Origin of the sequence: Apilactobacillus apinorum, from assembly GCF_001281175.1 — a bacterium.
Classification (GTDB): domain Bacteria; phylum Bacillota; class Bacilli; order Lactobacillales; family Lactobacillaceae; genus Apilactobacillus; species Apilactobacillus apinorum.
This window is the reverse complement of record NZ_KQ440395.1, coordinates 67560-80856: the sequence shown is the minus strand read 5'-3', so window position 1 is coordinate 80856 and position 13297 is coordinate 67560. Positions and strand designations below refer to the sequence as shown.

The following is a 13297-nucleotide window of genomic DNA, read 5'->3' as shown; positions in this document are numbered from 1 at the left end:
ACTGGAGGTGTCTTATGACCACTAAAATTAACGCAATCTCAATTGTCTTACCCGTTTTTAACGAAGAAGACGGTATCTTAAATACCGTCGAAGTTTTAGAAAACTTCGTTAGTTGTCAGATTGAAACTTACGAACTCATCTTTGTGGATGACGGCTCTGTCGATTCAAGCGTAGATATTATCCGTCAAGCACAATCACAATACGATAACATTAAGCTGGTAGAATTCTCTAGAAACTTTGGTCACCAACTTGCCATTACCGCGGGTATTCGTTATGCAACGGGTGATGCGGTCGTTGTTATGGATGCTGATTTACAAGATCCCCCCTCTGTAATTCCTAACATGATTGAAAAATGGCAAGAAGGATACGACGTCGTCTACGGAAAACGTCTTATTCGTGAAGGTGAATCTTTCTTTAAACTCTTCTCTGCGAAAGCTTTCTACCGTGTTATGCGTAAAGTCGCTAACATAGATATCCCCCTAGATACTGGTGACTTTCGTTTAATGGATCGTAAAGTGGTTGATGCACTTTCCAAATTGAATGAACCGGAGCCATTTGTTCGTGGCCTAGTTAGCTGGGTCGGCTTCAAGCAAACTGCTGTATCATACGAACGACAAGAACGGACATCTGGGGTAACCAAGTACCCCTTATCTAAAATGTTAAGACTAGCCACTGATGGCATTACAGCATTCTCTGAAATCCCCCTAAAGATCGTAAATTATGTAGGTGTTATCAGTATCCTCGCTGGCTTCTTATACGGATTAGTCACCACCTTTACCGGTATCTCAACATTAACTTTTGCAATCACTTTAATGTTGTTACTATCAGGTAGCATTATGCTTGCGCTAGGCATTATCGGTGATTACCTATACAGAACATTTGATGCTTCTAAGCATCGTCCGCAATATGTTGTTGCACAATCATACGGATTTGCGAAAAGACCTAACAACATTCATGCGATGAACAAACAACATGGCTAAAAAAACGCCTTCCACAATAGGAAGGCGTTTTTTATTTCAAATAATAAAAAAAGAGGAAACCATTAATGGTTTCCTCTTTCCTGCTTGATAAATTACCTATTTATCTATTTAATTCTACCAATAATTTAATAATAATAAAACATTTTTATCTAAAATAATTAAAATTTAAATAAATTTTGATGTTTTTCCAGTATTTTTAATAAAAATAAGGTATTATATTCACTAAATTACTTAAAAAACATAAGTATAACAGGTATAATATAGACATTATATAATTTTACTAAGAAACGGGGAATGTTCTGTTGGATAGTGGTGTGATATTTTTTCAAATCATTATTGTATTAATCGCTTTCTTCTTTGCCGCATACTTCGTTGCCTGTGAATTTGCCTTAGTGCAAACCAGATACAGTATGTTAGAAGAAGAAGAAGAAACTAAGGGTAAGTCAAAGAAGCTTGCTCGTGAAATGCACATGCTAACTAACCTAAATGACTATTTATCAACTACTCAAGTGGGGGTTACCGCCTGTGGTATCCTAATGGGTTGGCTTGGTGAAAGTCTTATCGTCGATGCCATATTTGATGTTTTAGAATTAAAGCCAGGCATAGTTGCTCAAAGTACTGCACACGCAATTGGTAGTGTTGTTGGTATTTTAATCTTAACCTACCTAGAAGTGGTAGTAACTGAAGTTGTTCCTAAGAACATCAGTATTGCCATGCCAAGAAAAGTGCTAGGTTATGTTGCAACATCACTTCATTACTTCCACACAATTTTCTACCCAGGGGTATGGGCTATTAACGTCAGTGCCGCTGGTATGGTTAAAATGATGGGGCTTAAGATGACTGATGAAAGTGATGAATCAATGTCACAAGCTGAAATCTTAAGTATCTCAAAGGAAGCCGTTGAAAATGGTGATTTAGAAAAATATGATTACCTATACATGCAACGTGCTTTCGATTTCAATGATAAAGTTGCTAAAGACATTATGATTGATAGAACTCAATTAACTGTTATGGACATTAATACCTTAGTAGACGATGCCATTACTATGTATCTACAATCAAAATACAGTCGTATCCCTGTTGTTGTTGATAACAACAAGGACAACATCTTCGGTTATGTTTACTGTTACGATTTAGTTCGTCAATCTCGTGTTAACTCCAACATCCCAGTTGAACGTTTAATCAGAGATATTGGAACTGTTCCTGAAAACATGAAGATTACCGAAGTGCTACAAAAAATGATTACTATGAGAACCCCTATCGTCGTTGTTGTTGACGAATACGGTGGTACTTCAGGTATCATTACTGATAAAGATATTTACGAAGAACTATTCGGAACTGTTAGAGATGAAATTGATCCTGCTACTAACGAATATGTTTTCAAACAACCTAAGGGCACTTACCAAGTAAGCGGTAAGATGACCACTTATGATTTTGAACGTTACTTCAAGACTGAAATCAAAGATTTCAGCAAATCAGATAGTGTTACTCTATCTGGTTACTTCATCGATAATAACCCTGGTGTTCAAATCAAACCAGGAAGTACTTTCAAAGTTGATTCATTCACTTTCAAGGTATTACACTTTGAAAACTCCTTCATTAACTTGTTTGAAGTTGATGATCAACGTAAAGACCAAGATGAAAACTCTGAAGAACCAAAAGAAGTCGAAAGTAAAGACTAATATTAAAAGATTAAATCTGTTAGAATATATTTCTAGCAGATTTTTTATTTTATACGCAAAGGAAGTCCTTATTTTGACAGCAATTCGCATTCTCTACATCTCAGTTTCTGGTAACACCCGTAATTTCGTTAATAACCTGCAAAAGTATGCTGAGCAATTACATGTAGATGACGAAACTAATCCATTAATCGAATCAACTGAAATTTCAGACCAAAGCGATTTCGCTGATGAAAAGGAAAACTTCTTTGCGTTTGTGCCAACCTACTTAGATGGTGGCAACGGCATCGATAATGGTGTCAAAGAAATGATGACCAATGCGCTAGGAGAATACATTGATTACCACAACAATGCCCGTCGTTGCTTAGGAATAATCGGATCCGGAAATAAAAACTTTAATGAACAGTACTGCTTAACAGCAAAACGTTATGCGCAAAAGTTCAATACTGAATTTACAACTGACTTTGAATTACGCGGTACTGACCGTGATGTAGAACGTGTTTATAATATTTTAAAAAATAATAATATATAAAAAAGTCTGCAAAATTATAGCAGACTTTTTTAGAATAATATAATTACTTTTTCTGTATGATGTTTTTTCACATAATCCAGTGCTTCATTAATCTGTTCAATTTTAAAAACACCACGCTCAAATTTAATTTTTTTAATGCAATCCGTTTTATCGATAATCTCACTAATTTTCTTTAGTTGCTTACCATTTTCACGGCTTAGTACGTAATGATATTTAACGCGGTATTCATCGCTTTTAGATTCAACATTGGCACTCATTTTTTTAATCTTGTGTTTTTTTAACCAACCAAATTTTTGGCGTTTAGCAAATGCATTATCCGGGATACCATTTAAACTCACCAAATCACCATTAGTTTTTAAAATTTTCATTTCATCTTCAAAGTGGTCCCTACCTAATGCATCAATAACATAATCGACTCTATCTACTACTTGTGTATAGTCTAATACTTTATAATCGATATACTTATCTGCTCCTAGAATCATGGCATTGTTACGAAATTTTCTATTACCACTAACGATAACATTTAATCCCATTGCCTTAGCAATCACAATTGCTCCAGAACCGAACGACCCAGATCCACCATTAATAAATAATGTTTTACCAGGCTCTACTGTTAATCTATCAACTAATATTTGATATGCAGCTAAAGCAGGAAAAGGAACAGTTGATGACTGAAATAATTTAAGTGTTTTTGGTGCTTTAGCTATATAGTCCATGTCAACAGCAACATATTCTGCAAAACCGCCTAATTGACGAATGGGCAACCTAGTATAAACGGCATCTCCAATCTCAAATTCCTCGACATCATCACCAATTTTTTCAATATAACCACTGACCTCACTTCCCAAAATCTGAGGTAATTTATAATCGAAAATATTTTTTAACTCGCCTCTACCAATTTCATTATCAATATCATTTACAGATGCTGCAACAACCTTAATCAACACTTCACTGGGTTTAATTTCAGGGATATCAATATCAACCACTTGCAACTTAAATTTTTCACTATATTCTAATAGTTCCGCTGCTTTCATTAATTCTCCCCCACATTTTCTAGTAACTTTTTAACTGTTTTGTAACTAATTGTGAATTATATAGAACACAATCATAAAAGTCAAAATTTGTGCATTTTCTCATTTTATGCTAATATTTATTTAATAATAATTGAACGTTGTGTCTATTTCCTAAATGAATAGAAACTTATGATAGGTTTCTGAGGCCAGAATATGGAAAAAATAACTAAAGATAAAATAATTAACATTGTACAAAAATTAATTATCCAAAATGATAAAACCGATATCACTTTGAATGAGATAGCTAACGAGTTACATATTACTCACGCGGCTTTATATAAGTATTTTAAAAACAAGCAAGAACTGTGGGAAGCTGTTAATGCAAAGTGGCTCGAGGAAAATGTTTTACTAAAGATTAATGTTGATATGTCTAGAACCGATCGTTTAGAACTATTACATGATTGGTTAAAACAATTTATGGATGCTAAAAGAGCGATTTATTTTGAAAATCCTAAGATGTTCGAGCTTAGTAATATGTATATCGAACACAATCCACTAGCATTGCATAACGTTTTAACCCTATCATATCCATCAATCAATGAAATTTTAGGATTAGATGATCCTGACTTCATTCAAGCTGAAAACATTATGTCAGCATTTGCCATCTTTGGTTTACCAGATTTCGCTTGTGTTTGGGACGAAGATTTCTACGATCAACGTTTTGAAAACATGTGGAACTTAATTAAAAACGGAATCCAAGTTAATAAATAAAAAAGGTTGTTTCTATTATAGAAACAACCTTTTATTTTTGGCGATTTGCAACGATAACCGCTAGTAGTGATACTAACATCAATGTCGCAACAAAGATAAACAATGGGTTATATCCATATGATTCAATCACAAATCCTGCAAATAATGGACTAATGGCACGTCCTGCTGACATCAAAGCATTGAACATCCCTTGATATTTACCCTTTTCATGTTTGGTTGATAATTCATCAATCCAGGCTGGTACGTCTGGTAGTCCAATCATTTCCCCAATTGTTAGGAAAATCATAATTCCTAAGAAGACTGGGAATGTTTTGGCAACGATTAAGAAGTAAAACGCAATTGCGAATAGGAAAATTCCTAAGAAAACTTGATGTGCAATCCGAATTTTCAAACGTTTACTTACGTAATTAACTAGTGGTTGCCCAAAAACAATTAATAATCCATTAACGGTCCATAGCAATGAGTATTCTTCAAATGGAATGCCCAGTTTAACCATATGAACTGACATAACACTTTCCCATAGGGTATAACTCAAGTAAACCGCAAAGACCATCATCACAATCGGATAAATTAATCTAACGTTAGACTTCAATGGACTAGTTGTTTTTTCTTTAGCTTCAACTGATTCATCTGGATTAGCTTCGTAATCAGAGAAATCAACGTTGAAGTAAAATAGCGTCAATACCCATAGGGCCACATAGAAGATGGTTGCTGCTAAAAAGACGATGGCTACCCCATATTTTAATAAGTAACCAACCATCGCAGTCCCAATCACGACTCCAATATTCAATCCCACATATAACATATTAAAGACCGTTCTAGTGTCCTTGCTTTTGACGTTGGTAGCATAGGAATTAAGCAATGTTAAATTAATTCCATCACCAAATCCTAAAACTACTAATAGGATAGCAAAGGTAGGCCAACCATGATAAAAAATTAAAGCGATGATGGCTAACGTTGAAATCGTTATCCCAATCATCGATGCCTTATAAGCTGACCAGTGATCAAATAAATACCCACCGACGTAATTACCAACGATGGTAAAACCTGATATGAAAAGTAGCGATATCCCAGACACTAATAAAGATTTATGTAAATAGTTATCAATGTACATTGTTACTAGTGGCCACATAAATGCCGCACCAGAATTAAGTAATAATGAATAAATGAAAACTAATTTTAATCCTAATTCTTTTCTTTTTCTCATTGAATCCTCCCCCTTTTTTAATCCTCACAAACTCCATTATAAAGCAAATCATCCCTCAATATCCATCAAAGATGGTTTAAATTATTAAATTTTAGTAAAGCGTTTACATTTCTGTAATGATATGGATTAAAACACTTTTTTAATTTCGCAACGTGTTATATAATAGCTTTGTATATTAACCGCAAATGAATACATTTCTTTTTTCATTTGATTCGTTAAAATTTTTCTATAAGGAGTGACGGTAATTGGCAACAGCAACTCGTGCCTTGTTCATGCTATTTGGTGCAACTGGTGACCTAGCTAAACGCAAGTTATACCCATCTATTTTTAACCTATACAAAAAAGGTTACGTAGATAACGATCACTTTGCATTAATTGGTACTGGTCGTCGCGAATGGAGCGATGATACTTTCCGTGATGTAATCGTGGAATCTGTCAGTGCTAACGCAGATAGTGAAGAACAAGCCAAAAGCTTCGCAAGTCATTTTTACTACATGGCACATGATGTAACTAATCCGGAACATTATGATGCATTAAGTGACTACGCTAACAAGTTAGATCAACAATATGATACTAATGGAAATCGTATTTTCTATATTTCAATGGCTCCCAACTTCTTTGGGACTGTGGCACAAAACCTTAAAGCCCACAACTGTTTATCAGATAACGGCGGTTTCAACCGTTTAATCATCGAAAAACCATTCGGTCGTGACTACGATTCTGCTGAAGAATTAAACAACGCTCTTGGTAAATCATTTAATGAAGACCAAGTTTATCGAATCGACCATTACTTAGGTAAAGAAATGGTACAAAATGTGCTAGCTCTTCGTTTTGGTAACCCACTAGTTGAAGGTATTTGGAATAACGAATACATCGACAACATTCAAGTAACTTTAGCTGAAAAGCTAGGGGTTGAAGAACGTGCTGGTTATTATGATGGATCTGGTGCATTACGTGATATGGTACAAAACCATACTATTCAAATGCTAACTATTCTAGCAATGGAAGATCCTATTTCATTTAAGGACGTTGACATTCGTCGCGAAAAGATTCGTGCGCTAAAAAGTATGCGTGTTTACACTGAAGATGAAGTTCGAAAAAACTTTGTTCGTGGACAATACGGTGCTAACGGTGACCAATTAGATTACCGTCACGAAGATAATGTTCCTACAGATTCAATTACCGAAACATACGTTGCCGGTAAAGTTTTATTCGAAAACAAACGCTGGAAGAACGTTCCTTTTTACATTAGAACTGGTAAGATGCTAAGCGACAAGTTCACTCGTATTGACGTGGTCTTCAAAAAGCCACTAATCGATGTCTTCGCTGCTGCTAAAGGTTCAGAAAGTGAACTAAACAACAACGTTCTTACTTTATTCGTAGACCCTGTCAACAAGATTATCCTACGTCTAAATGGTAAGAAAGCAGGACAAGGTATGGAAATGCAACCAATCGAACTTACTCACACTCAAAGTGATGAAGAAAAAGCGGTTACTCCAGAACCATACGAACGCTTAATCCACGATGCAATCTTAGGTAACGCTACTAACTTTGCTAGTTGGGACGAAGTAAGTCGTGCCTGGGAATTTGCAGATGTAATCAGACAGGTTTGGGACAAGGATCAACCTGACTTCCCTAACTACACTCCTGGTTCAATGGGACCAGATGCAGCTGACGAATTGCTAGAACGCGATGGTCGTGCTTGGGTTTTTAACTCAAAGAAATAATTATATGACAATTGTCAATTAAAATGTTAAAATTTAAGTGTATATAAATACACAATTTTCTTTAAAAAGGAAGGTTTATAATGGCTGACTCAAAAGCAAACATTGGTGTTGTTGGAATGGCTGTTATGGGTAAGAACTTAGCCCTTAACATTGAAAGCCGTGGCTTCACTGTAGGTATTTACAACCGTTCAGCTTCAAAGACTGAAGTTGTAATGAAGGATCACGCAGAAAAGAACTTGGTACCAAGTTACTCTGTTGAAGATTTTGTTAACTCTCTAGAAACTCCACGTCGTATCGTGATGATGGTTAAAGCCGGTCCTGCTACCGACGCAACTATCGACGCACTTCTACCTTTACTAGACAAAGGTGATATCTTAATCGATGGTGGTAACACTAACTTCCATAACACTATGGAAAGAAATGCTAGACTAGACGAATCAGGAATTAACTTCATTGGTATGGGTGTTTCTGGTGGTGAACTAGGTGCACTTCAAGGTCCATCACTAATGCCTGGTGGTCAAGAAGAAGCATACAAACTAGTAGAACCAATTTTAACTCAAATCGCTGCTAAGGCTAGCGATGGCAAACCATGTGTTTCATACATTGGACCAAATGGTGCCGGTCACTACGTAAAGATGGTTCATAACGGTATTGAATACGGTGATGAACAATTAATCGACGAAAGTTACGACATTCTTCGTAACGGTGCCGGTATTGACATCGACGATTTAGCTGATATCTTCAAGGAATGGAACAAGGGTGAACTAAACAGTTACCTAATCGAAATTACTGCTGATATCTTAACTAGAAAAGACGATTTAGGTGCTGACAAGAGCAAACCTATCGTTGACATGATCTTAGACCGTGGTGCTAACAAGGGTACTGGTAAGTGGTCATCAGAAGATGCCATGGAAGTTGGTACTGACCAATCAGTTATCACTGAATCAGTTTACGCTCGTTTCATCTCAATGCTAAAAGACGAACGTCTTGCAGCTGCTAAAGTATTAAACGGTCCTAAGGCTACTGACGTTATCAACGATGACGAAAAGAAAGACTTAGTTGAACGTGTACGTAAGGCTCTATACTTTGGTAAGATCATGAGTTACGCACAAGGTTTCGAACAACTACGTTTCGCTTCAGAAAGCTACGACTGGAACTTGAAGTTCGGTGAACTAGCTCAAATCTGGCGTGAAGGTTGTATCATTCGTGCTCAATTCTTACAAAACATTACTGACGCTTTCGAAAAGGATGAAAACCTAACTAACCTATTGTTAGACCCATACTTCTCAGAAATCGCTAACAAGTACCAACAAGATGCTCGTGATGTTGTTGCTCTTGCAACTAAGGCTGGTATTCCAGTTCCATCACTTTCAGCAGCTGTTAACTACTACGATTCATACCGTGCAGAAGTGTTACCTGCTAACCTTCTACAAGCACAACGTGATTACTTCGGTGCTCACACTTATGAACGTACTGACCGTGAAGGTAGCTTCCACTACCCATGGTACGCTGAACAATAAGATAATTATTGATAATAATAAAAAGAGACGATTTATTCGTCTCTTTTTTAGTACATACTATTTTATAATGATTCTTAATTGCAAATGAATATAAATAAGAATATAATGAAGGCAATCTTGAAATAAGAAAGGTTGTTTTTAATGGAAAATGAAAAAGTCTATACAGATTATTTCTTTTACGAACCTGCTTTTAATACCCACGATGGTGGCTATATTCCACTAGAAGATACTGACGTATCACCACAAAAGCTTAAGGTTCCAGAACTACTAACTCCTGACAAGGAAACCGATACAGATATGTACTACACTGTTATTTCCCAAGCAGGAGAAGCTAATATTATGCCTGGTCAAGCGACACAAACATGGGGTTATAATCAATCACTATTGGGTAAAACAATTTTATTCAAACGTGGTAAGAACATTCATGTGACTGTCAAAAATGAATTACCAGAATTAACTACATATCATTGGCACGGCTTAAATGTTCCCGGCGATATCGATGGTGGTTGTCACACCCCTGTTTATCCTGGCGAAAGCAAAATTTTAAATTTCAAATGTGATCAACCTGCTGCTACATTATGGTTGCATGCTCATCCTTGCCCATCAACTGCTGAACAAGTTTGGCACGGTCTAGCGACTGCAGTTGTCGTCAAAGATGAACATGAGGCAACTTTACCAATTCCTAGAAATTATGGTGTCGATGATATTCCAGTGATTTTACAAGACCGTCACTTCGATGAAAATAATCAATGGGATTATAAAGCAGACTATGATCCAGATGGTGTGCAAGGCCCTACCGCAATGATTAACGGTACGGTTAATCCATACTTTGATGTTACTACTCAAAAGGTGCGTCTTCGTTTACTAGATGGCGCTAACCGCCGTGAATGGCGTCTTCATTTCTCTGATGATTTGGAATTCACTCAAATCGCTGGTGATGGTAGTCTATTAACTCACCCTGTTAAGTTCACTCATTTAATGATTACCTGTGCCGAAAGACAAGAAATTGTCGTTGATTTCGGTAACTACAAAGCTGGCGATGAAGTTGTCCTATACTCTGATGATGTCGCAATCATGCACTTCCGCATTCATGATTACGCAAAAGATGACAGCGTCATTCCAGACACCCTTTTTGAAATGAATACTCCTGAAGTTACCAAAGATACCGCAGTCCGCCACGTCGTAATGTCTGGTATGGATGAAGAAGTAGCATTAGATGGTAAGAAGTTCGATATGGAACGCATCGATGCTAAACAAACCATGGGTAACTGCGAAATTTGGGAAGTTACTAATACTAACGATTGTGAAGGCGGCATGGTTCACCCTTTCCATATGCACGGATGTCAATTCGAAGTTCTAGACCGTAATGGTCATGCCCCTTATCCTAATGAAACAGGTTTAAAGGATACAATCGGTGTTAACCCAGATGAAACTGTGCGATTTAAAGCATGGTTCGACCACCCTGGTATTTTTATGTACCACTGCCACATCATCGAACATGAAGATGGTGGTATGATGGCACAAATCCAAGTTGATGACCCAGAAAATCCACAAGAATTCCATTTAACTAAGATGGATGAATTGATGAATGCGTTCGCCGAAGAACGTGGTGTGTCCGTTGAAGATTTAGATTTAAGCGGTATGTCATGTTACGAACACATGGATCATATGAAAATGTAATAAAAAAAGAGTTAATCTTGCCCGGATTAGCTCTTTTTTAGTTGTCATTATGGAAACATAAATTTTTTAAGATGAAATGTTGTCAAAAATGAAAAATTGGTGTAAGATAAACATTGTAATAATACTAGAAGAAAAAAGGAGTGAACAACAATGACAGAATTAACCTTTGATCCCGGAGCGTCGAAAGATCATTCTATCAAGGGAGAATTAACGTCAGAAGTTGTTTCAATTCTATAAAATTAGGAATTGAGATAACCTTTAACAGTTAATTTTCCCGAATCAACATAATCATATAAATAGATTATTAGATGGAGAATTGACTGTTGTTGGTTATCTCAGTATCCTTTAGCTGCAGGCTTAGCGGTGACACGCTAATTAACAGTGACATGTTAGCGGCTAATAACAGTAATTTAAAATTGAATATTTAATAATTGCTTGATGATGCTTCACCTTCTGGGGGACCAGTTGGGGAGGTATGGACAACAGTTTATACACTACTAAATCTATGTAGATAAACTGAGTAATTATGAGATTACACAGAAATCTTCGTTGAGTCCACGGGGACGTGAACTTACGCCAAAGTAATTGCTACTTATCTACGACAATATAATTATAAAAGAGACAACTTTGTAGGTTGTCTCTTTTTTGTACCATAATAAAAAACCTCAATCAGATTGATTGAGGTTTTATTTATTAACTATTTAATTCCGATTGATTTTAAGTAAGTTTTTTCCTTACCTTGATCGAATTCTTTTTCTGATTTACCAATAATCACAGTTGCTAGAGAGTTACCAATAACGTTAACTGCAGTTCTAGCCATATCTATAAAACGGTCGATACCAGCGATAAAGGTTAATCCTGAAACTGGAATACCAACAGTTGAAACAGTGGCTAATAGGACCACAAATGAGGCTCCTGGCACCCCTGCCATACCCTTTGATGTAATCATTAGGGCAACTAGTAATGTTAGTTGTTGACCAATGGTTAAATGAATACCATATGCTTGAGCTAAAAATAGCGCAGCAAGTGATTGGTAGATAGCTGAACCATCTAGGTTAAATGTGTATCCAGTTGGGATAACAAATGAAACGATTGATGGGCTCACACCAAATTTAGTCATTTTATCAATACTTCTTGGTAATGCAGCTTCTGAACTGGCAGTTGAGAATGCTAGCACAGCTTCTTCTTTAACTACCTTTAATAGAGTAGTAATCTTGAATCCGAAGATACGAGCAGCTAATCCCATTACTACTAATACGAAGACAATCATAGTTAAGTAAGTTAATAGGACGAAATATCCTAGTGGTAATAATGCTGATACACCTAGTTCTGCTAAAGTCACTCCGATTAATGCACAAACACCAATTGGTGAAAGTTTCATAATCCAACCAGTAATCTTAAACATTACTTGTGAAACGGCATTTAAGAAATCAACGATTACTTTACCCTTTTCACCAATAGCAGCGGTTCCTAAACCAAAAAATACAGAGAAAACGATAATTGGCATCATATCACCACTACTAATGGAGTTAAAAATATTAACGGGAATTAATCCGATCAATGTTCCCCAGATACCAGTATGGTTAGCAGTCTTTGCTGTAGTCATGTATTGAGTAATATCAGTAGCGTGTAATGAATGAACATTGATAAAGTCTCCTGGATGGAAAACATTACCAACTATTAAACCTAAAACAATTGCAATTGTAGTCATAATTTCGAAGTATAAGATGGTCTTACCACCAATACGACCTAATTTATGAATGTCACCAATATTTGCAATACCAACAGTTAAACATGATACAACAATTGGAACAACAATCATTTGAATTAAACGAATGAACATAGTACCAATACTTTGCATTGCTGTAATTGCGGTTGTGTTCTTATAGAACATTAAACCTAGAATGATTCCTAAAACTAATCCAATCAGGATTTGCCATCCTAGGGTAATTTTTATTTTCTTCATGATGAAGGCTCCCTTTTTAACACATATTACCTTAATTTTATCATAGATAACGAATAATATCCCCGGTTAATAATGAAAATATGCCTACATAACGCTAAAAGACAAACTATTTTATGTATTTTTATAATAGTAATTCAGATTTATCATAAAAATATTCAACATTTTGAATGCACAAAAAAAGAGCTACCCTAAAAGTAACTCTTTTTTATAAATTGCGCGGCG

At 36.0% G+C, this 13297-nt stretch carries 10 protein-coding genes; 7 read left to right on the top strand and 3 right to left on the bottom strand.

The window, feature by feature from the left end:
• Positions 1 to 14 precede the first annotated feature (14 nt).
• The 3 genes from RZ74_RS00355 (at position 15) to nrdI (ending at position 3191) form a co-directional block, all read left to right on the top strand.
• On the top strand, positions 15 to 980 hold the full coding sequence (locus RZ74_RS00355; RefSeq protein ID WP_053949482.1) for a glycosyltransferase family 2 protein: 966 nt from the start codon (positions 15 to 17) through the stop codon (positions 978 to 980).
• Between the two features lie 302 nt (positions 981 to 1282).
• The gene (locus RZ74_RS00350) at positions 1283 to 2662 is read left to right on the top strand and encodes a hemolysin family protein (protein WP_053949481.1); all 1380 of its coding nucleotides are present in this window, start codon (positions 1283 to 1285) and stop codon (positions 2660 to 2662) included.
• Between the two features lie 73 nt (positions 2663 to 2735).
• Positions 2736 to 3191 carry a class Ib ribonucleoside-diphosphate reductase assembly flavoprotein NrdI gene (nrdI, locus tag RZ74_RS00345; RefSeq protein ID WP_053949480.1) on the top strand — a complete coding sequence of 152 codons (456 nt, stop codon included), beginning with the start codon at positions 2736 to 2738 and terminating at the stop codon, positions 3189 to 3191.
• 29 nt (positions 3192 to 3220) lie between these two features.
• Here the strand turns inward: nrdI and RZ74_RS00340 are convergent, their stop codons facing one another.
• Entirely contained in the window at positions 3221 to 4225 is a 1005-nt protein-coding gene (locus RZ74_RS00340) for an NADP-dependent oxidoreductase (protein ID WP_053949479.1), read from the bottom strand.
• 192 nt (positions 4226 to 4417) lie between these two features.
• Between RZ74_RS00340 and RZ74_RS00335 the strand changes: the two genes are divergently transcribed.
• Positions 4418 to 4975, top strand: a complete 558-nt coding sequence (locus tag RZ74_RS00335) for a TetR/AcrR family transcriptional regulator (RefSeq protein ID WP_053949478.1) — start codon at positions 4418 to 4420, stop codon at positions 4973 to 4975.
• Between the two features lie 31 nt (positions 4976 to 5006).
• Here the strand turns inward: RZ74_RS00335 and RZ74_RS00330 are convergent, their stop codons facing one another.
• Positions 5007 to 6182 (bottom strand): MDR family MFS transporter, encoded by a 1176-nt coding sequence (locus tag RZ74_RS00330; protein WP_053949477.1) that lies wholly within the window; start codon positions 6180 to 6182, stop codon positions 5007 to 5009.
• A 245-nt stretch (positions 6183 to 6427) separates the two neighbouring features.
• On the opposite strand from RZ74_RS00330, the gene zwf reads away from it, so the two are divergent.
• From zwf to RZ74_RS00315, 3 genes are all read left to right on the top strand, one after another.
• Positions 6428 to 7909 carry a glucose-6-phosphate dehydrogenase gene (zwf, locus tag RZ74_RS00325; protein WP_053949476.1) on the top strand — a complete coding sequence of 494 codons (1482 nt, stop codon included), beginning with the start codon at positions 6428 to 6430 and terminating at the stop codon, positions 7907 to 7909.
• 80 nt (positions 7910 to 7989) lie between these two features.
• Entirely contained in the window at positions 7990 to 9429 is a 1440-nt protein-coding gene (gndA, locus tag RZ74_RS00320; RefSeq protein ID WP_053949475.1) for an NADP-dependent phosphogluconate dehydrogenase, read from the top strand.
• A 141-nt stretch (positions 9430 to 9570) separates the two neighbouring features.
• Positions 9571 to 11109: a multicopper oxidase family protein gene (locus RZ74_RS00315; protein ID WP_053949474.1), complete on the top strand. Its 1539-nt coding sequence runs from the start codon at positions 9571 to 9573 to the stop codon at positions 11107 to 11109.
• Between the two features lie 697 nt (positions 11110 to 11806).
• On the opposite strand, the gene RZ74_RS00310 is transcribed toward RZ74_RS00315, so the two are convergent.
• Positions 11807 to 13075, bottom strand: coding sequence for a cation:dicarboxylate symporter family transporter (locus tag RZ74_RS00310; protein WP_053949473.1), 1269 nt, complete (start codon positions 13073 to 13075; stop codon positions 11807 to 11809).
• Positions 13076 to 13297: the final 222 nt, after the last annotated feature.

What these genes read in the sequence shown, in the direction of transcription:
- RZ74_RS00355 (WP_053949482.1), top strand. Translation starts at nt 15, where the DNA reads ATGACCACTAAAATTAACGCAATCTCAATTGTCTTACCCGTTTTTAAC.
- RZ74_RS00340 (WP_053949479.1), bottom strand. Translation starts at nt 4,225, where the DNA reads ATGAAAGCAGCGGAACTATTAGAATATAGTGAAAAATTTAAGTTGCAA.
- RZ74_RS00335 (WP_053949478.1), top strand. Translation starts at nt 4,418, where the DNA reads ATGGAAAAAATAACTAAAGATAAAATAATTAACATTGTACAAAAATTA.
- RZ74_RS00330 (WP_053949477.1), bottom strand. Translation starts at nt 6,182, where the DNA reads ATGAGAAAAAGAAAAGAATTAGGATTAAAATTAGTTTTCATTTATTCA.
- gndA (WP_053949475.1), top strand. Translation starts at nt 7,990, where the DNA reads ATGGCTGACTCAAAAGCAAACATTGGTGTTGTTGGAATGGCTGTTATG.
- RZ74_RS00315 (WP_053949474.1), top strand. Translation starts at nt 9,571, where the DNA reads ATGGAAAATGAAAAAGTCTATACAGATTATTTCTTTTACGAACCTGCT.
- RZ74_RS00310 (WP_053949473.1), bottom strand. Translation starts at nt 13,075, where the DNA reads ATGAAGAAAATAAAAATTACCCTAGGATGGCAAATCCTGATTGGATTA.